14 protein-coding genes and 1 pseudogene are annotated in these 18427 nt (G+C 73.6%); 7 read left to right on the top strand and 8 right to left on the bottom strand.

The genetic code is table 11. The features are described 5' to 3' along the window. Positions 1 to 103: 103 nt before the first annotated feature. Both ABTZ54_RS27980 and ABTZ54_RS27975 read left to right on the top strand, forming a co-directional pair. On the top strand, positions 104 to 2179 hold the full coding sequence (locus ABTZ54_RS27980) for a fructose-specific PTS transporter subunit EIIC (protein WP_351668273.1): 2076 nt from the start codon (positions 104 to 106) through the stop codon (positions 2177 to 2179). Between the two features lie 71 nt (positions 2180 to 2250). Then, positions 2251 to 3984: a class I mannose-6-phosphate isomerase gene (locus ABTZ54_RS27975; RefSeq protein ID WP_502997329.1), complete on the top strand. Its 1734-nt coding sequence runs from the start codon at positions 2251 to 2253 to the stop codon at positions 3982 to 3984. A gap of 75 nt (positions 3985 to 4059) precedes the next feature. Here ABTZ54_RS27975 and ABTZ54_RS27970 read toward each other — a convergent pair whose 3' ends face one another. Together ABTZ54_RS27970 and ABTZ54_RS27965 are read right to left on the bottom strand one after the other, a co-directional pair. Next, positions 4060 to 4812: a hypothetical protein gene (locus tag ABTZ54_RS27970; RefSeq protein WP_351668269.1), complete on the bottom strand. Its 753-nt coding sequence runs from the start codon at positions 4810 to 4812 to the stop codon at positions 4060 to 4062. Next, positions 4809 to 5777: an amidase family protein gene (locus ABTZ54_RS27965; RefSeq protein WP_351668265.1), complete on the bottom strand. Its 969-nt coding sequence runs from the start codon at positions 5775 to 5777 to the stop codon at positions 4809 to 4811. Before ABTZ54_RS27965 ends, ABTZ54_RS27970 begins: the two co-directional genes overlap by 4 nt. A gap of 8 nt (positions 5778 to 5785) precedes the next feature. On the opposite strand from ABTZ54_RS27965, the gene ABTZ54_RS27960 reads away from it, so the two are divergent. Next, positions 5786 to 6046, top strand: a complete 261-nt coding sequence (locus ABTZ54_RS27960) for a hypothetical protein (RefSeq protein ID WP_351668263.1) — start codon at positions 5786 to 5788, stop codon at positions 6044 to 6046. Here the strand turns inward: ABTZ54_RS27960 and ABTZ54_RS27955 are convergent. Continuing rightward, entirely contained in the window at positions 6043 to 6240 is a 198-nt protein-coding gene (locus ABTZ54_RS27955; RefSeq protein ID WP_351668261.1) for a hypothetical protein, read from the bottom strand. The two genes, ABTZ54_RS27960 and ABTZ54_RS27955, sit on opposite strands and share 4 nt — an antisense overlap. A 48-nt stretch (positions 6241 to 6288) precedes the next feature. Between ABTZ54_RS27955 and ABTZ54_RS27950 the strand changes: the two genes are divergently transcribed. Further along, on the top strand, positions 6289 to 6423 hold the full coding sequence (locus ABTZ54_RS27950) for a hypothetical protein (RefSeq protein ID WP_351668259.1): 135 nt from the start codon (positions 6289 to 6291) through the stop codon (positions 6421 to 6423). A gap of 371 nt (positions 6424 to 6794) precedes the next feature. On the opposite strand, the gene ABTZ54_RS27945 is transcribed toward ABTZ54_RS27950, so the two are convergent. Continuing rightward, positions 6795 to 7055 carry an ATP-binding protein gene (locus ABTZ54_RS27945; protein ID WP_351668257.1) on the bottom strand — a complete coding sequence of 87 codons (261 nt, stop codon included), beginning with the start codon at positions 7053 to 7055 and terminating at the stop codon, positions 6795 to 6797. Between the two features lie 301 nt (positions 7056 to 7356). Beyond that, positions 7357 to 9342, bottom strand: coding sequence for a heavy metal translocating P-type ATPase (locus ABTZ54_RS27940; RefSeq protein WP_502997328.1), 1986 nt, complete (start codon positions 9340 to 9342; stop codon positions 7357 to 7359). Between the two features lie 102 nt (positions 9343 to 9444). Here ABTZ54_RS27940 and ABTZ54_RS27935 point away from each other — a divergent pair, with 102 nt between their 5' ends. Next, positions 9445 to 9831 (top strand): ArsR/SmtB family transcription factor, encoded by a 387-nt coding sequence (locus tag ABTZ54_RS27935; RefSeq protein WP_351668255.1) that lies wholly within the window; start codon positions 9445 to 9447, stop codon positions 9829 to 9831. Between the two features lie 398 nt (positions 9832 to 10229). After that, a pseudogene (locus ABTZ54_RS27930) lies at positions 10230 to 10749 on the top strand (transposase family protein); the annotation flags it as partial. 123 nt (positions 10750 to 10872) lie between these two features. Here the strand turns inward: ABTZ54_RS27930 and ABTZ54_RS27925 are convergent. Beyond that, entirely contained in the window at positions 10873 to 11457 is a 585-nt protein-coding gene (locus ABTZ54_RS27925; RefSeq protein WP_351668253.1) for a HutD/Ves family protein, read from the bottom strand. Between the two features lie 68 nt (positions 11458 to 11525). Next, on the bottom strand, positions 11526 to 12812 hold the full coding sequence (locus tag ABTZ54_RS27920; protein WP_351668251.1) for a pentapeptide repeat-containing protein: 1287 nt from the start codon (positions 12810 to 12812) through the stop codon (positions 11526 to 11528). A 329-nt stretch (positions 12813 to 13141) separates the two neighbouring features. On the opposite strand from ABTZ54_RS27920, the gene ABTZ54_RS27915 reads away from it, so the two are divergent. Further along, positions 13142 to 17179 (top strand): nSTAND1 domain-containing NTPase, encoded by a 4038-nt coding sequence (locus ABTZ54_RS27915; protein ID WP_351668249.1) that lies wholly within the window; start codon positions 13142 to 13144, stop codon positions 17177 to 17179. On the opposite strand, the gene ABTZ54_RS27910 is transcribed toward ABTZ54_RS27915, so the two are convergent. Then, the gene (locus ABTZ54_RS27910; protein ID WP_351668247.1) at positions 17163 to 18353 is read right to left on the bottom strand and encodes a cytochrome P450; all 1191 of its coding nucleotides are present in this window, start codon (positions 18351 to 18353) and stop codon (positions 17163 to 17165) included. The genes ABTZ54_RS27915 and ABTZ54_RS27910 overlap by 17 nt on opposite strands. Between the last annotated feature and the right edge of the window lie 74 nt (positions 18354 to 18427).

Genomic DNA, 18427 nt, shown 5'->3' with positions numbered 1-18427 from the left:
CCGGCCGTCCCGTACGGGACTTTCGCCCTGCCGTCGGGCCTTCCTCACCCCCTTATGTTATCGATAACTCGCAATGAGGCGAGGATGAGGAATCGAGACCCGAATGCCTTCTCCCCACACCCCCGAGCTGCGGCTCGTAGCCATCACCGCGTGTCCCACGGGCATCGCCCACACCTACATGGCCGCCGAGAAGCTCCAGCAGGCCGCCGAAGCCGCCGGGCACACCATCAAGGTCGAGACGCAGGGCTCCATCGGCGCCGAGAACGTCCTGACGGCGGCGGACATCGCCGCGGCGGACGGCGTGATCATCGCGGCCGACAAGGACATCGACCTGAGCCGTTTCGGCGGCAAGCGCATCGTCGCCGCCTCGGTCGCCGACGGCATCCACCGCCCCCTGGAGCTGATGGAGCGGACCAGGACGGCCCCCGAGCACAGCGCGACGGCGTCGTCCGCCGCCCCGCCAGGCGGCGGACGGGAACGCGGCGTGGTCTACAAGGCGCTGATGAACGGCGTCAGTTACATGATTCCGTTCGTCGTCGTGGGCGGTCTGCTGATCGCCGTCTCGCTCGCCCTCGGCGGCACCCCGCAGGCCGAGGGCGGCCTGGTCATCCCCGACGGGTCGCCCTGGAAGCACGTCTTCGACATCGGGGTCATCGGCTTCCAGCTGATGGTGCCCATCCTGTCCGGCTACATCGCGTACGCGATCGGGGACCGGCCCGCGCTCGTGCCGGGCATGATCGGCGGCTGGATCGCCAACACGGGCGCGCTGTACGGATCCGAGTCGGGCGCGGGCTTCATCGGCGCGATCGTCACCGGCTTCCTCGCGGGCTATCTGGTCCTGTGGATCAAGAAGGTCAAGGTCCCGAAGTTCGCCCAGCCGATCATGCCCATCATCGTGATCCCCATCGTGGCGACCACGGCGCTCGGCATGTTCTTCATCTACGTGCTCGGCAAGCCGATCGCGGGCGTCTTCGGCGCCCTCACCTCCTTCCTCTCCGGCCTGACCGGCGGCAGTGCGGCGCTGCTCGGCGTCGTCATCGGGCTGATGCTCGCCTTCGACATGGGCGGCCCGGTGAACAAGACGGCCTTCCTCTTCGCCACGGGGCTGATCGCCGAGGGCAACCTCCAGGTCATGGGCATGTTCGCGGCCGGCGCCTGCGTACCGGCGTGCGGCATGGGTCTTGCCACGCTGATCCGCCGTCGGCTCTTCGACGAGCAGCAGCGTGAGGCCGGTCTCGCCGCGCTGTTCATGGGCTTCTTCGGAATCGCCGAGGGAGCGATCCCCTTCGCCGCCGCCCGCCCCGCCCAGGTCATCCCCGCCAACATGATCGGCAGCGCGGTCGCCTGTGGTCTCGGCGGCGCCTTCGCCGTCACCGGCGCGGTGCCGCACGGCGGTCCGATCGTCGCGCTCATGGGCGCGATCGGCGGCGTGCCGCTCTTCTTCGTCGCGGCCGGAGCGGGGACGGCCGTCACCGCGGTGACGGCGGTCGCCCTGCTGGAGCTCAGCGACCGCCGGGCGGAGAGCCGTGCGGGGGCCACCGCTTTCTCGGAGCCGGTGCCGGTGCCGGTGCCGGCGGGTGTGGCGGCGGGGGTTCCTGCGGGTGTGGCTGCGGCGGTTCCTGCGGGTGCGCCGGCGGGCGTGGCGGCGGTGCCCACGGGTGCGGCTGTGTCCACGGGTGCGGGTGCGGCGGCGTCCGCGGCTACCGCCGTCCCCCCGCCCCGCTCCGCCCTCGGCGGCGCACTCACCTGCGACACCGTCACGACGGCGCTCGTGGCCCGGGACAAGTCGGCCGCGCTGCGCGAACTCGCTGACCTCCTGGGGCGTTCCGGGCGCGTCACCGACCCCCGGGCCCTGGTCCGTGCCGCCGAGCAACGCGAGGAGCTGAGCACCACGGCGCTCGGCGACGGCATCGCGATCCCGCACGCCAAGACCGACGCCGTAGCACGGCCCGTCGTGGGCTACGCCCGCAGCGAGACGGGCATCGACTGGGGCGCGCCCGACGACGTACCCGTCCGCGACCTGTTCATGATCGCCGTGCCGGAGCGGATGGCCGGGGACGAGCACCTGCGGCTGCTCGCCGCCCTCGCTCGCAAGCTGGCCGATCCCGGCTTCCGGTCCCGGCTGAGCGCCGCCACGACGGCCGACCGGACCCTGACCGTCCTGGAGGACGTGGCATGACCCCCTCCCCGTACCGCCCCACCACCACCACCGACAGCCCCCTCCCGACCACCCCCGCCCGGAGCGTCCCCATGACCAGCAACACCCCCGAGCTCACCTACGACCGCGAGCCCCGCTACCGTCCCGTGGGCGGCACGGTCGGCACCGGATGGGACGGCCTCGTCGCGTCGCTGCCGACCCGCGGTGTGACGGTCGCCGTCGACGGTCCCGCGGTCCTCGACTGGGACCTGCTCGCCAAGGAGGTCCTGCGGGCCCTCTCCGTACGGGGAGCGGCCGTCCGCGCGGTCGACGTACGCCGTCTGTACGCGCCGTGGGAGAAGATCGTGGAGCGCACCGCGTCCGGGCCCCTGGCCGACGACCCGTTCTACCTGCCCCTGGCCCGTAACCCGCTGTCCGACCTCTTCGACAGCGCCCTGGCCGTCGAGGGCGGCGGCGACTGCGTCACGCTCGTGTTCGGGCCCGGCGCCGCCGAGGCCCGGCACGACGTGCTCTGGTACGCCGACCTGCCCAAGCGCTACTCCGAGCGCGCCCACACCGAGCACCGGGGTGCGCTGCTCGGCCGGGCGGACGGGGTGGTGGGCCGCGACCTGAGGCGCCTGTTCTACGTCGACTGGCCGATGATCGACCGGCACCGGGACGCCCTCGCCCCGCGCGTGGACCGGTGGATCGACACGCAGTCGCCCGACGGCCCCGCCTGGCTGGACGGCGCCGTGCTCCGGCAGACCCTCCGGGACCTGGCCGGCGGTCCTGTGCGCACCCGCCCGTACTTCAACTCCACGCCGTGGGGCGGCACATGGGCCGAGCGCGAGCTGGGCTTCACGCCGCCCGCCGGCAACACGGCGCTCGGTTACGAGCTGATGGCGCCCGAGAGCGGAGTCCTCGTCGGCGAGGACGCCTCCGCCCAGGTCGAACTCCCCTTCCAGCTCCTGGCCGTGCTGCACCCCGAGCGGCTCCTCGGCGCCGACGTGCACCGCTGGTTCGGCACCTCCTTCCCCATCCGCTTCGACTACCTGGACACCGCGGACGGCGGGAACCTCTCCCTGCACTGCCACCCCAGGGACGCGTACATGCGGGAGCACTTCGGCTACCCGTACACCCAGCACGAGACCTACTACATGACCGCGGTGAGCGGCACGTCGCAGGTCTACCTCGGGCTGCGGGAGGACGCGGACCCCGCCGCGTTCCGCGCGGAGGTGGAGGCGTCCGCGCGGGGCGCGGAGATGGACGTGACCGCGCACGTCAACGCGTTCACCGCCGAGCGGGGCCAGCTCTTCATGATCCCGGCCGGGACGCCCCACGCGAGCGGCGCCGGCAACGTCGTCCTGGAGGTCAGCGCCACCCCGTACCTCTACTCCCTGCGCTTCTACGACTGGCAGCGCATGGACGCGGAGGGCAACCCCCGCCCCCTGGCCTACGAGCACGCGCTCGCCAACCTGGACACCGCCCGCACCGGCGCCGCGGTCGCCCGCGACCTGGTGCAGCGGCCGGCCGAGCTGCGTACCGGCGAGGGATGGCGCGAGGTGGTCGTGGGCGCGCTCCCGGAGATGTTCTACGAGGTGCGGCGGATGGAGCTCGACGCGGGCGCCGTCGCCGAGGACGACACGGCGGACACCTTCCACATCCTCAACGTGGTCGAGGGCGACGGCGTCCTCGTCGAGACCGCGCACGGCTCCCACCCGCTGGCCCGGTTCGAGACCCTGACCGTTCCGGCCGCGACCGGCGCCTACCGGCTGCGCGCCGTCGGCGACCAGCCGGTCAAGGTCGTCAAGTCGCTCGTCGTACGGGCTCCCGAGAGCCACCGCTGAGGGTGAGTGGCGGGGTGTGGGGCTCCGGGGAACGTTCCGGAGCCCCACACACGTATGCCAGGGGCAGTCCCTCAGCTACACGATCCGCGCGATGAGGTACGCCAAGGCCGCCGCGGCGCCGAGGCAGCCGAGGAGGAACAGGGCGCGCCACGGCAGGGCCCCTGAGCCCGCGCCCGCCGGAGCCGAGGCGTCCGGGAACGGCGGGGGCGGCACCGCATCCAGGGGTCCGGTCGGCGGACCGGTCGGCCGCCGGGTCTCCGAGTGGCGCGCGACGGGCCCTTCGTCGGTGTCCCCGCCCACCGACTCCTGCCCGGACCCCCGATACGGCTCGACGAGCGGGGCGATGGGCGGGCCCCAGTGCGGCGGGGCGCCTTCCGGGGACAGCCGCTCGTGGAGTCTCCCCTCGGCGGTGCGCCGCCAGACGCGGCCCGCGACATCGGTGAACTCCACGGCCAGCCTCGCGGGATCCAGGTCGACGCCGTCCGAGCCGGGGGCGAAGGCCGCGACCGCGCCGGAGACCAGCAGGCGGACACCGCCCGGTCGCAGCGGTTCGTCCTCCGCCAGAACGCGGACGTCGCCGACGGGCTGGCTGCTGCTGTTGCGCACGGTGACCCGGCGGCCGTCGCCTTCGACGGAGACCGAGATCCAGCTAGCCTGCCGGATCCGCTCGGCCCGCTCCTCCTGTTCCTCGCGCCGCCTGCGGTCCTGCTCCTCGCGCTCGTCGCGCTCCTGCTCCGCCCTCTCGGCGCGGTGGCCGTGCCGGTAGGCGACGAATCCGGTGGTCACCGACACGAGCAGGCCCAGCAGGGCGATCACGGTCCCGATCATGCGTCCACGATGCGGCCGACGGCTCCGCCGAACCGGGCGGCGGCACCGAACGTCCACCGGATTTCGGCGCCCCTGCATCCAACTGGAGCAGGTGCGCGGTGCGACCGGTGGAGAGGGACGGACATGGCGGGGGCGCCGTTGATGTTGGCGACGACCAGGGGGAAGGCGATGAAGGGCGCGCTGGCGCGTGCCGTACGCCAGGGGTCCTCCTCCGCCGACGTTATTTCGCCCAAGGGGAGCGGCGGTTGGGCGAGGGCCAGGGTGAGCCACACGTCGTACCGGGCGAGGAAACGGGCGACGGTACGAGCGAAGGACTGGAGAGTGGTGACGGCCGGCAGGTAGTCGCCGCCGGTGACACGTCGGCCGCGTTCCCAGGAGGCCCGGGTGTACGGCTCCAGTTCCTCGGGCCGTGGTGCGCGGCCGAGTTCACGGGTCCAGTAGGCGACGATCCACGCCACGGCCGCGCCGTACACCGTGCCGATGGCCGTACCGACCTCTTGGGTGAGGCCGGGCAGGTTTTCCTCGACGAGGTCGTGGCCGAGGTCTGCGCAGAGGCCGACGGAGTCGTGCAGGGCGGTCACGCAGGCGGGGTGGACGGGGTGGCCACCGCTGGTGCGCAGGCTGCTGGCGATTCGCAGGCGGCCGGGGTCCCGGTCGGTCTCGCCGAGGAAGGGGCCCGGCACGGGCGGGGCAGGGCGGGGCATGGGCGGAGCGGCACGCACGGGCGGGGCGGGGTACGGGCGGGGCGGGGTACGGGCGGGGCGGGGTACGGGTCGCCGGGCTCCGGGCTCCGGGCCCGAGACGGCGTCCAGCAGGGCGGCCGAGTCCCTGACCGTACGGGTGAGCGGAGCGCCACGTAGCGGCACAGGGGGCCTTCGGACTCCAGGGCGGTGTCGCCCGCCCGCGCTGCCGCCGCCATCTCGTCGGCCAGGGCGAGCCGCAGGGGTGCGGTGCCCGGCGCCCATTGGACGTCGTGCCGCGCGAACAGCGCCGTCGCTACGACGCGGGGGTCGTCGGTCGCTTCCTGGGCGAGTGCCAGGGCGCGGCGGACGTCCTGCTCCGGGCCGTCCGCCGGCTCCCGGGCGAGCGCGGCGAGCACCTCGGCCCGCAGGGCACGCCCCAGACCGGCGCGCGCTCCAGCCGCTCGACGACCTCGCGCCCGGAGTCGCCGGTGCCGACGCCGGCCCGGTGCGGTCCCAGGGCCGCGGCAGCCAGGAGGTCCGGCGCGTCCTAGGCCTCGTCGGCGACCTCGGCGAACCCTCGCGCGGCCGGTTCCCGCAGCCCGGCGCACAGCTCGGCCCCGGCCGGCGCGGCGCGCAGCCGCAGCCGCCCGGGGCCGTTCGGGTCGCCGAGCCGTACCGCCTGCCGCCAGCACCGTACGGCCTCCTCATAGGCCAGTCGCCCCCTCGCCTCCTCGGCCGCCCGCACCGCGTACTCGACCGCCGGCCTCCTCGGGCCGAAGGGCAGCGCCTGCGCGTGGTGCCGGGCCAGTTCGGCGGGGTGGGCGGTGGCCTCCAGGGCCTGGGCGACCGCGAGATGGGTGCGGGCGCGGCGGGCCGGGTCGAGGCCGGCGACCAGTTCCTCGCGGAAGAGGTGTGCGCGAACCGGTAGGCGTCCGGCCCGTCGCGGGCTCCAGCAGGCCCGAGACCTTGATGACGGGCACGTCCGCGACGCCGCCGAGCGCGGCCGTCGCGAAGCTACGGCCGAGCACCGCAGCGGTGCGCAGCAGGTGGGCCGTGGGGTCGGGCAGCCGCGCCAGCCGCCGGGACACCGTCTGACCGACCGCGACCGGAACGGCCCCGCTGTCGCCACCGGCGGCGCGCAGCCGGGCGATCTGCTGGACGAAGAAGGGGTTGCCTCCGCTGGGGGCCGCCTCGAAGCGGTGCAGGAGTTCGGCCACGTCGTCCGGGGTCAGGCCGCCCAGGACGAACGTCTCGGCGTCCCGCAGCGTGCGCAGAGGGTGCGCGTTGGCCAGATCGACGTCACGGTACGTGCTCACCAGCAGGGGCTCGTACGCGGCGGCCGAGGTGGCCGAGCAGGAGCACCGAGGCGGCATCCGCCCACTGGAGGTCGTCCAGCACGGCGACCAGTGGCCGACCTCCCCGCAGCAGCGCGTCCGCGACCTGATCGAACAGGGCGAGGCGGGTGTCCTCCCCGTCGCGCGCGGCGCCCGCCGCCTCCGGCCACGTGCCGCCCGTGCCGCCCTCGCCGCCCTCGCCGAGCGGCTCCGCGCTCCCGGTCACGCCCGGACGACCTGCTGCCAGGGCCACAGGCCGGGCGCGATGGCCCCCGCCCTCGCAACCCACGCAGCCGAAACGCCGTGGCTCCGCGCGTACCGTACGACCTCGGCGGAGAGCCCGGCCTTCCCGATGCCGGGCTCTCCGGCGAGCAGCACCTTGCCACCGCGCCCGGCTACGACCGCGTCGACCGCGCGGCCCTGCCGACGAACGACGACCCGACGGGCGAACCCACAAGGGCATGGTCCTCCCAGCGGGTACGCGAGGTACGTCGGGCGGGCGGGGACCGTGACGCCTAGCCGACGTCCTACGCGAGGCGCGGCCAGGCCGCCTCCCGCAGCAGGCGCAGGCCGTTGAGGCCCACGAGGACGGTGGAGCCTTCGTGTCCGGCGACGCCGAGGGGCAGGGGGAGGGTGCCGATCAGGTCCCAGGCGACGAGGACGGTGAGGAAGGTCCCGGCGATGGCGAGGTTCTGGATCACCAGGCGGCGGGCGGTACGGGAGAGCTGGACGACGGCGGGGATGGTGGCGAGTTCGTCGCGGACGACGATGGCGTCGGCGGTCTGGAGTGCGAGGTCGGAGCCCGCCTTGCCGAGGGCGATGCCGCAGTGGGCGGCGGCGAGCGCGGGGGCGTCGTTGACGCCGTCGCCGACGACCAGCACGCGCAGGCCTGCCGCCTCCCACTCCTTGACGGCGGCGACCTTGTCCTGGGGCAGGAGCCCGGCGCGTACGTCGGTGATGCCAACCTCGGCGGCCAGGTGCCGTGCGGCGCGTTCGTTGTCGCCGGTCAGGAGGACGGGGGTGCGGCCGGTCAGCCCGGTGAGCGCGGCGACCATCGCCCGCGCGTCGGGCCGGAGCCGGTCGGCGATCCCCAGCACACCCACGAAGGCGCCGTCCCGCAGGACGGCCACGGCGGTGCGTCCGGCGTCCTCAAGTTCGGCGACCACGGCGTGGTGCGGCCCATGCGCGGAGGCGGAGGCGGCGGCGGCCGGCAGCCTGGCGGGAGAGCCGATCTGGACGATGCGGCCGTCGACGGTGGCGGTGACGCCTTCGCCGGGGACCGAGGAGAAGTCCACGGCGTCCGACAGGCGCAGGCCGCGCTCGCGGGCGGCGGCGACGACCGCGCGGGCCAGGGGGTGTTCGCTGGGGTGCTCGGCGGAGGCGGCCAGGACGAGGAGGGCAGCTTCGTCCAGGGCGGCGCCGGGCAGAGGGCGGATGTCGGTGACGCGCGGGGTGCCTTCCGTCAAGGTGCCGGTCTTGTCCAGGGCGACGGCGTCGATCTGGCCGAGGCGTTCCATGACGACGGCGGACTTGGCCAGGACGCCGCGCCGGCCGGCGTTGGCGATGGCGGACAGCAGGGGCGGCATGGTGGAGAGCACCACCGCGCACGGCGACGCGACGATCATGAACGTCATCGCGCGAAGCAGCGCCGACCGCAGGTCGTCGCCGAACGCGAGCGGGATGCCGAAAACGGCGAGGGTCGCGAGGACCATGCCGATGGAGTACCGCTGCTCGATCTTCTCGATGAAGAGCTGTGTGGGCGCCTTGGTCCCGGAGGCCTCCTCGACCATCCTCACGATCCGCGCGATCACGGAGTCCGCCGGGTCCCGCTCCACTCGTACGCGCAAGGCGCCGGTGCCGTTCAGGGTGCCGGCGAACACCTCGTCGCCCGACCGCTTGGCCACGGGCAGGGGTTCGCCGGTGATGGTGGCCTGGTCGACATCGCTGGTGCCACCGGTCACCCGTCCGTCGGCGCCCACCCGCTCTCCGGGGCGTACCAGGACGGTGTCTCCGACGGCGAGGGTCCGGGCGTCGACCGTCTCCTCCGTACCGTCGGGGAGGAGCCGGGTCGCGGTGGCCGGTGCGAGGTCGAGAAGTCCCCGTACGGAATCGGCGGTACGGGCGGTGGCGAGCGCTTCGAGGGCGCCGGAGGTGGCGAAGATGACGATCAGCAGCGCGCCGTCGAGGACCTGACCGATCGCGGCGGCGCCGAGCGCCGCGACGACCATGAGCAGGTCCACGTCCAAGGTCCGGTCCTTGAGCGCCTTCAGGCCCTCCCATCCCGGTTCCCAGCCGCCGGTGACGTACGTGGCGGCGAACAGCGGCCCCCAGAGCCACGCCGGCGCACCGAGCAGGTGGAGGGGCAGGGCAAGGACGAACAGCACCAGGGCGGCGAGCGCCCAGCGCGCTTCCGGGACCGCCAGCAGCCGCGTCCGCCGCCGGGACGCGGCCGGCCGGGACTCGGATCCGGACAGGGCGGCGTCCAGGGGCGGCGCGGACCGCTGACCCAACAAAGAAGACACGACAAATCAACCCTTCAAGGGCGGCTGGAGCGACGCCGTCACCATACAGGAACACATGAAGAGCTCTTCATATGTCATCCGTATGATGGGGCCATGGGCCACAGAACGGACAACCGCAGCAACGCCACCACCCGCGAACGCCTCGACTCCGTGGGCGCCTCCGACGTCGCCGCCACCCTCCAAGCCCTGGCGACCCCCTCGCGACTGCACATCCTGGCCCGCCTCCAGGAAGGCCCCTGCTCCGTCGGCGACCTGGCCGAAGCCGTCGGCATGGAAGCCTCCGCCTGCTCCCACCAGCTCCGCCTGCTCCGCAACCTCGGCCTGGTCACCGGCGAACGACGCGGCCGCTCGATCATCTACGCCCTCTACGACAACCACGTAGCCGAACTACTCGACCAGGCCCTCTACCACGTCGAACACCTACGCCTAGGCGTCCGCGACACCCCCACGGAACACCTGACCACCGCCACCACCGCCTGAAACCAAGCCGACGAGAGCCCTCGTCCGGGCAAAGTCAGCCCCGCCACGCCCGGACCTCTCGCAGCCATCTTGCTCCGGACGCGCCTTGGAAAGGCCGAGGACGGCCGCTCGCCAGGAAAACCCTGACTCAAGGCCCGGACGAGGCGCCGACTGCCCTCACCCGGCAGTCCGGGCACCTTCCAGACCTCTTCGCAACGAACAGACGCCGATAGACCGTCACCTCGCGCCGAGAGATGCCACAGAGCGTCGCCTCATCCGCCAGGGCGTGCTCCAAGGCTGAGCCGCCTGCTTCCAGGCATGCCGCGAAGTTCGTCGGAGCAAGTCCGAACGCGATTCTGAAGGACCGAGGGCGGTGACCAAGCTGCGGCATGGCCACCACCCTCGCACGTGACCCGATGCAGTTCGAGCGGCTGCTGAAGGTGGAGCGGGAACAGGGCGGCAACGGTCCCGGTGGCGGCCGGCCGTGGTGTGCTCGCCGGCGACGGTCTGCCGGGTGATCCAGCGGCTCCAGCCGCTGCTGGCGATCGAGCCGGCAGCACGTCCGGCGGACGCGGTGGAGCGGTTGTGGATCGTGGACGGAACCCTGATCCCGGTCCGCGACCGGAAGATCGAAGTGTCCTCACGTAACTACCGCTTCTCGGCGAACGTGCAGGTCATCATCGACGCCGACACCAAACTGGTGATCGCCGCGGCCCGACCGGTGCCCGGCAACACCGCCGACGCGAAAGCCTGGCGCGACTCCGGCCTGGCCACCGCATGCGAGGGCGTGACCGTGCGGGCCGACCCGGCCGAGCCCTCCTACCAGGCCAGGAAGAGGACAACGCCGAACACCGCCGCGTCAGAGCCCGCGTCGAGCACGCCTACGCCCGCATGAAGCACTACAAGACCCTCCGCGACTGCCGCCAGCGCGGCACCGGCCCTCGCCGTCCGGCTCCGCACGTGACGGCCAGGATCAGTCGTCGCTCGATGCGGAGCATCTGCGCGGCAGTACTCCCGGATGCGGGCATCGGGTGCGGCGGGCTCCTCGTCCCTGTCGGAGGCTCACTCCGCCGGTGCCACGTCCGCCCACAGTGCGACGGCGTCCGGCGAGAGCGGTTGTGCCATCGGCGCCTCTGCTGGTGCGGTGCCGTCCCACCACACGCCCTCGCCGGGAGACAGTACGCGTCCCTCGGTGCCCGTGCGCCAGCGTCCTTGTTGTACGTAGAGGAGGCCGGAGTGCCCGGTGCGGGGTACGACCGGGGCGGAGGCTCGGGCCACTCGGGCCGTCCAACGGTCCCTGCGCGTCATGATGTTGAGCACCCAGCAAGGGCCGCCGGGCAGCTCGGCGGTCAGGTTCAGGTCGCCCGAGAACGCGAACGGCTCCCCCACTCGTGTCAGCAGGCGGTCGAACTGCCCGGGGCAGGTCAGGCGTACGCCGTCGCCCGTCAGGAGCGTGAGGGTGCGGTCGACGCCCGGGAACGGTGAGAAGGGACCGTCCGCGTCGATGTCGGCGACGCTCGCGCGCCAGCGGAACTCCTCGGTGGCCGACGGCCGCGCCACGATCTCCCTCGTCGCACCGCCGCCGTTGCGCCATCGGCCTGGCCTCAGGGCTTCGACATCGAAGTGGACGGGGTCACTGTGGTCCATCGGCCGGCTCCTGAGTGGGCTGCGGTACGGGTGCGGATCGATCGCCCGTGCAGTTTAGGCGGGGTCCTTCAGGGCTCCCGCAGGCCCTTGGTCGTCCCGTCCGTCTCGGCGCCCGTCAGTCGCGCTCCGGACAGCCGCGCGCCGCGCAGGTCCGCGCCCCGCAGATCCGCGTCGCTGAAGTCGACGCCGCGCAGGTCGGCGTCGCGCAGATCCGCGCCACGGAACGAGGTCCCGGTCAGTTTGACGTCCGCGTCGGCGAAATCGGAGCCGACTCTGCTGAGAATCGCGCCGCTCAGGTCCGCGCCGGCGAGATCGGCTCGCGTGAGGTCGGCGCCGGCCAGGTAGGCCCCGTGCAGCCTCACACCGCGCACGTCGGCGCCCGTCAGCCTCGCGTCCCACAGAATCGCGTCGGTGAGGTCGGCGTTCTTCGTGCTCCCCGTGCTGCCGTCGGCCGAGCTGAGGGTCGCGTCCGTCAGGTCGGCGCCGGTCAGGCTGGCCGCCCTGAGCTCCGCGCCGACGAAGACCGTACGTGTCAGCTTCGCGTGGTTCAGGACCGATTCGGTCAGGTCCGACTCGATCACCTGCGCGTCGGTCAGATTCGCCTCCTCCAGGAACGCGCCGTGGAAATCGCTCCCGGACAGGTTCCCGTCCGACAGGTCGGAGCCCGACAGGTTCACGCGGCGGAAGTTGCGCCTGGCCGCGGGGCTTTCCGCGAAGACCGGTACGGCGTCGTACTCAAGACCCCGGAGGCCCACCTCCTTCAGATCCGCGGGGAAGGGCGCGGGCTCGGTCGGGCGGTTGGCCAGCACGGTCAGGGCGGCGGCGACATCGGCCGGCGGGACGGGCGCCTTGGCCAAGGGCACCGGATTCCGCGTACGAAGGGGCGCCTTGTCCTGGATGTACGCGGACAGGACGGAGGTGACCGCAGGATCGTCACGCGGCGAGTCCTGCACGATGCGGCCGAGGGCATAGATGCCGCCGAGACGGACGTGCAGCGACGGCGACCCCAGATTGTCGACCGCCGTGTTGAACCGGTCGGTGATCTGCCCGGTCTGCGCGATGGTCAGCTCCTTCGACGCCTGGCCCACCTCCATCCACGTGAACAGCACCGCCGCCAGCGCCGCCATGCCCGGCAGCGCCGAGGCGGCCAGGGCCCACCCCTGATAGCCGTTCCCGCGCTTGCCCGCACCGGCGACACCATGACCCGCCGTACCCGCGCCCGCGCCCGTACCCGTACCCGTACCCGCGTCCTCCCCCGCCTCCGCCTCCGCCCGCGGCTCCGCGCCTTTGTCCGAGGCCGCCCGACGCCGTCGCGCGAGGGTACGCAGGCGGCCCAGATCCCATTTCCTCTGCACGTAGACATGCCACACCACGCCATGCCACCCCGCGCGCGGTGCTCCGGCACTCGGCCGAACTCTGCCGGAGTGTGACGTCCCGGGTCACCCGTCCAGGCCACTCCCCGTCGGGCGGTGGGACCGGTTTCGGCAGGTCCGAGATTGTCCGGCCGGCCTGTTTCACCGGTTCGGGCAATTCCCTAGCGTCGTCCCGGCCTTGGCACGGACGAACGGGGGATGTCATGGGGCGTCGGGAGCGACCACTCGATCCGACCGCGGGGGCCGCAGCGCGATTCGCCTACGCTTTACGGAAGTTACGGCAAGAGGCCGGCGGCCTCACCTACCGGGCCATGGCGGCCCGGGCCCACTACTCGACAGCCACCCTCGCCCAGGCCGCCGCCGGAGACCGGCTGCCCTCGCTGTCGGTGGTGACGGCGTACGTGCTGGCGTGCGGCGGGGACCCCGAGGAGTGGGAGCGGCGCTGGCACGAGGCACTCCGCGAGACGCGGGAGGAGGCCAGGGCCGACGACGCGGACGCCGAGCCGCCGTATCTCGGCCTCGCCCGGTTCGGTACGGGAGACGAGGAGCGGTTCTTCGGACGTGACCGGCTCGTGGCCCGGCTGGCGGAGCTCGTACGGGAACGACGGCTGGTGGTCCTGACCGGGCCGTCCGGGAGTGGGAAGTCGTCCCTGCTACGGGCGGGGCTCATCCCACGGCTGCGGCGGAGGGCGGCGGGGCCGACCGCATCGGCAGGAGCGGCGGGGGTAGCGGGGCCGACCCCGTCGGCCACGACGGCCGCGACCCCCGCCACAGCCGGACCGGTCGCCCCGCAAGCCACCGTCCGGATCCTCACCCCCGGCCCGCGCCCCGCCGACACCCACGGACACATCCGCGACGCCGGCCCCGGGACGGTGGTCGTGGTCGACCAGTTCGAGGAGGTCTTCACCCTCTGCTCCGATCCGGCCGCCCGGAACCGGTTCATCGATCTGCTCCTGGACGCCGCCGAACCCGTCCGGGGCGTACGGGTCGTCCTCGCCGTCCGTGCCGACTTCTACGGCCATCTCGCCCGGCACCGGCGCCTCTCGGAGGCCGTACGGGAGGCCACCCTGCTGGTCTCCCCCATGGACGAGGCCGAACTGCGCGAGGCGGTCGTCCGGCCCGCCGCGCTCGACGGGCTGGTCGTGGAGCGGACGCTCACCGCCCGGATCGTGCGCGAGGTCGCGGAGGAGCCGGGCGGTCTGCCGCTGCTGTCCCACGCGCTCCTGGAGACCTGGCGCAGGCGCCGGGGCCGGGTGCTGACCGAGGCCGCGTACGACGCGGCCGGCGGCATCCACGGGGCGGTCGCCCACACCGCGGAGGAGGTGTTCGCGCGCCTCACCCCCGCGCAGGCGGCGACCGCCCGCCGCATCCTGCTGCGCCTTGTCACCCCGGGCGAGGGCGCCCCGGACACCCGTCGGCCGACGACGCGGGCCGAGATCACGTCCTCGTCCGCCGACGGCGGCGACCGCGACGGCGACGGCGACGAGACGGCGCTCGTCCTCGAACGGCTCGCCCGGGCCCGCCTGATCACGCTCGACGACGACACCGTGGATCTGGCCCACGAGGCCGTCCTGGCCGCCTGGCCCCGCCTCCGCGGCTGGCTCGACGAGGACCGCGAACGGCTTCGCACGCTGCGCCGGCTCACCGAGGCGGCCGACGCCTGGGAGGCGCTCGGGCGGGACCCGGGCGCCCTGTACCGGGGCGTACGGCTGGCCGACGCCGAGCAGCAGCTGGGCGGCGGCGCCGGTCTGACCCCGTCGGAGGGCGCCTTCCTCACCGTGTCGGCGGCCGCGCGCCGCCGCGATCGACGGGCGCGGCGCGCCCGGGCGGGCGTCGGGTCGGTGCTGCTCGTCCTGAGCCTCATCGCCTCGCTCATCGCCTGGCAGCAGAACCGCGCGGCGGACCGCCGCCATGTCGAGGCCGAGGCCCGGCGCATCGCGGGCGTCGCGTCCAGCCTCCGGGCGAGCGATCCTCGGCAGGCGATGCGGGTCGGTCTCGCCGCCTGGCGGGTCGCCGACCTGCCCGAGACACGTTCGGCCCTGTTGGGCGCCATGGTGCAGCGGGAGCAGGACGTCTTCACCGACCCCGACGGCGACGCCGGGACCATGCGCCGTCTCAGCGGCGACGGGCGCACCCTGATCAGCGTCGGCGCCGAGCAGGTCACCTGGTGGGACGTCGCGGGCCGCCGCTGCACGGGCGGCGCGCCGGGCCTGGGAAGGGCGGCAGGCGACGTGGCCTTCCCGCAGGCGGGCGCGCGCTGGTTGCCCGAGTTCGGCGCCGACGGCCGGGTCGGGGTCCGGGACCTGGACAGCGGAAGCCTCCTGAGCACACCCATCGTGGCGGGGGCGGGCGTGGAGATGGGGGCCGGCGGGCGGAGCCTGCTCGCGTACGACACCACCCTCGACGGCTTTCGCGTAAGGCTGTGGGATCTGAAGGCGCTGCGGCCTCTGCTGGAGCTGACGGTCGGGGAGAGCACGGGACGCGGCCCGTCACGCGTCCCATCCAGCGCCCCCTCGCACGCCCCGTCGACCGACCGCACGAGCACCCCACCCTCCGCTCCCCCGAACACTCCTCCGAGCACCCCACCGGCCAACCCTCCGACCAACCCGCCAGCCAACCCGCCGACCAACCCTCCGAACGACGCGGCACCTTCCGAAACCCTCCAGTGGCAGCACCTCACCGCGCTGCGCAACCAGCAAGCGAAGGACCGCCGCCAGTCCTCCCTCTCCGCCGGCACCGCGCTCGCCGACGCCGTCGTCAGCCCGGACGACCGTCATGTGGCCCTCTGTGTGCCCGGCGAGCGGCTTCAGCTGTGGGACGTGGGGCGGCGGCGCCGGGTCTCCGCGCCGTGGCTGCCGGAGGTCACGCTTCGGCAGTGTTTCCAGGAGCGTGTCGCGTTCTCGGCCGACGGCCGCTATCTGGGCCTGATCGGGGACACGGGTCACCGCGCCTGGGAGCTGGCCTCCGGCAGGGAGCTGCCGCGAGTCGAGCACCCGGGTCTGGAGACCGCCGAACTCGCCCCGGGCGGTGCCTTCCTGGCCGCCTCGGACGGGCGGGATCTCCTGGTGTGGCGGCTGGGTGCTCCGCTGCCCGTCTTCCGGCACCGGCTGGTCGGCGAGGTCGTCAAGGACCTGCGGCTCGACACGCGCGCCGGTGTGGTCCGCTACCTCGGCGGCCCCGAGGGCTCATGGGGTCCCACGGTCCACACGCTCGCCCTGGGCGAGGCGCTCGCAGGCCGGTGGGAGGACGCCACGGCCGTCGCGGCGGCGTTCACGGCGGACGGCGGCGCGCTCGCCACCGCGCGGGGAGAGGGGGACCAGGTCCGCTTCCGCCTCCTCGACCCGCGCACCGGGAAGCCGCTGGCGGAGCCCGGCACCGTCGCCTGCCGGCTGCCCGAGGTCTGGCCGATGGCGGAGGAGTGCGGCGTCACCTTGGCCTTCGACGCGACGGGGCGGCGTCTCGCGTACGGGGCGGGGCTGGCGCAGCCGCCGCGGCTCAGCGTCTACGACGTACGGCAGCGTCGGGTCCGCTCGCTGCTCGGTGGGCGCGAACTGGGCCCCGAGCCCTGGGCGTACGTCGCGTTCGGCGCCGACGGCGAGTCCCTGCTCGTGTCCAGCCCGCCGGGCCCGGACGCCGCCCCCGCCCGCGTACGGGATCCGCGGCGCGGGTGGACGAGGACCACTCTGACCGACGGCTTCGGGCGGGTGGCGCTGCACCCGGACGGCAGTGTGCTGGTGACGGCGCGGGGGCAGGCCTACCGCATGCCCGGGGGCACGCTCCTGCCGAGCACCCGGAGCCCGGGCAAGGCCACCGCGCTGGCCTTCAGTCCGGACGGCGCGCTCCTGGCCGTGGGGGACGCCTCCGGGCGGGTCGCCCTCTGGGACGGGCGGCTCGGCCGACGCCTGGGTGTGCTGCCGGGCGAGGAGAGGAATCCGTACGAGTTCGTCTCCGCCCTCGCCTTCTCCGCCGACGGCCGCGTGCTCGCCGTGGCGGGGGACGAGGGGACGCTCCAGCTCTGGGACACCTCGTCCCACCAGCGGATCGGCGCGCCCCTGCCCACGCCCGGGGACAGGATCCTGGCGTTGGCCTTCGATCCCGACGGCGCCGTGCTGCGCACGGCGGGCGACCGTACGCCGCCCCAGGCACATCCCCTCGCCCCGGAGCGGATGGCCGAGGCCGTCTGCCGCCGGGTCGGCGGGGCGGGGCTTTCGCGCGCGGAGTGGCGGGCGTTGCTGCCCGGCGTTCCGTACGTCGACTCATGCGGGGCCGGGTCTCCGGCTTCGGCTTCGGATCCGGCTTCGGATCCGGCTCCGGCTCCGGCTCCCGCTCCGGTCACGCGTCCCAGGTGACCGGGAGGCTCTTCACTCCGTAGATGTCCGCCGTCTCCGGGCGCAGGGCGACCTCTTCGGCCGGTACGGCGAGGCGCAGGGTGGGGAAGCGGCGCAGCAGCGCGGAGAACGCGACGCGCATCTCGACGCGGGCCAGTTGGGCGCCCAGGCACAGGTGGACGCCGTGGCCGAAGGCCAGGTGGCCGCCGGAGTTCCTGCGCAGGTCGAGGACGTGGGGGTCGGCGTAGCGCTCGGGGTCGCGGTTGGCGGTGTGGTAGGAGAGGACGACCGTGGTCCCGGCCTCGATGGTCTGGCCGCCCAGCTCGACGTCGACCAGCGCCGTACGCATGAACGTCTTGGCGACGCTCAGGTACCGCAGCAGTTCCTCCACGGCGCCGTCGACGAGCGACGGGTCGGCGCGCAGGGCGGCGAGTTGGGCCGGGTTCTCCAGGAGGGCGAAGGTGCCGAGGGAGAGCATGTTCGCCGTGGTGTCGAACCCGGCGGCCAGCAGGATCAGGCTGATCCCCTTCAGCTCCTCGTCGCTGAGGTCGCTGTCGGTGAGCTCGCTGAGGACGTCGTCGGTGGGCTGTGCGCGCTTGGCGGCCACGAGTGCGGCCAGGTACTCCTGGGTCGCGGTGTAGGCGGCGATCAGTTCCTCGTCGCTCGTCCCTCCGCTCATGAACGTGTCGATCTGCTCCTGGAAGGAGGCGCGGTCCTCGTAGGGCACGCCCAGCAGCTCGCAGATGATGATGGTGGGGATGGGCTTGGCGAACGCGGTCACCAGGTCGGCCGGCGGGCCGGTGCGCTCCATGGCGTCGAGGCAGTCGGTGGTGATCTGCTCGATGCGCTCGGTGAGCAGCCGCATCCGCCGTGCGGTGAACCTGCCGACCAGGGGCTTGCGGTAGCGGCTGTGCTGCGGGTCGTCCATGAGGAGGAACTCGCCGGGCGGCGCCGGGGGAAGCTGGAAGTCGATCACGTTCATGAGCTCCTTGCGGGCGCTGAAGCGCGGGTCCGCGAGGACCGACCTGACCAGGTCGTGTCCGGTGATCATCCAGCCGGGCTTGCCGCCGGGGTGGGTGTAGCGGCTGATGGGGCCGTGCCGGCGGGCCTCGGTGAGCTCCGCGGGCGGGTCGAACGGACAGCCGGCCGGACGCTCCGTAGGGAGCGATGCGACGGTGTGGAGGGACTCGCTCATGACCATTCCTCATCTCACGACATCACGATCACGTGTTTGACACTTCTCGAACGCTACGTTGCGTTCAGAAATCG

This window comes from Streptomyces sp. NPDC094032, assembly GCF_040303965.1.
Classification (GTDB): domain Bacteria; phylum Actinomycetota; class Actinomycetes; order Streptomycetales; family Streptomycetaceae; genus Streptomyces.
The sequence above is the reverse complement of the archived record's forward strand: the minus strand, read 5'-3'. Positions and strand labels throughout refer to the sequence as shown.

Excerpts from the sequence above, each read along its gene's own strand:
- ABTZ54_RS27980 (WP_351668273.1), top strand. The coding sequence starts at position 104 with ATGCCTTCTCCCCACACCCCCGAGCTGCGGCTCGTAGCCATCACCGCG.
- ABTZ54_RS27975 (WP_502997329.1), top strand. The coding sequence starts at position 2,251 with ATGACCAGCAACACCCCCGAGCTCACCTACGACCGCGAGCCCCGCTAC.
- ABTZ54_RS27970 (WP_351668269.1), bottom strand. The coding sequence starts at position 4,812 with ATGATCGGGACCGTGATCGCCCTGCTGGGCCTGCTCGTGTCGGTGACC.
- ABTZ54_RS27965 (WP_351668265.1), bottom strand. The coding sequence starts at position 5,777 with ATGGGCGCCGGGCACCGCACCCCTGCGGCTCGCCCTGGCCGACGAGAT.
- ABTZ54_RS27935 (WP_351668255.1), top strand. The coding sequence starts at position 9,445 with ATGGGCCACAGAACGGACAACCGCAGCAACGCCACCACCCGCGAACGC.
- ABTZ54_RS27925 (WP_351668253.1), bottom strand. The coding sequence starts at position 11,457 with ATGGACCACAGTGACCCCGTCCACTTCGATGTCGAAGCCCTGAGGCCA.
- ABTZ54_RS27915 (WP_351668249.1), top strand. The coding sequence starts at position 13,142 with ATGGCGGCCCGGGCCCACTACTCGACAGCCACCCTCGCCCAGGCCGCC.
- ABTZ54_RS27910 (WP_351668247.1), bottom strand. The coding sequence starts at position 18,353 with ATGAGCGAGTCCCTCCACACCGTCGCATCGCTCCCTACGGAGCGTCCG.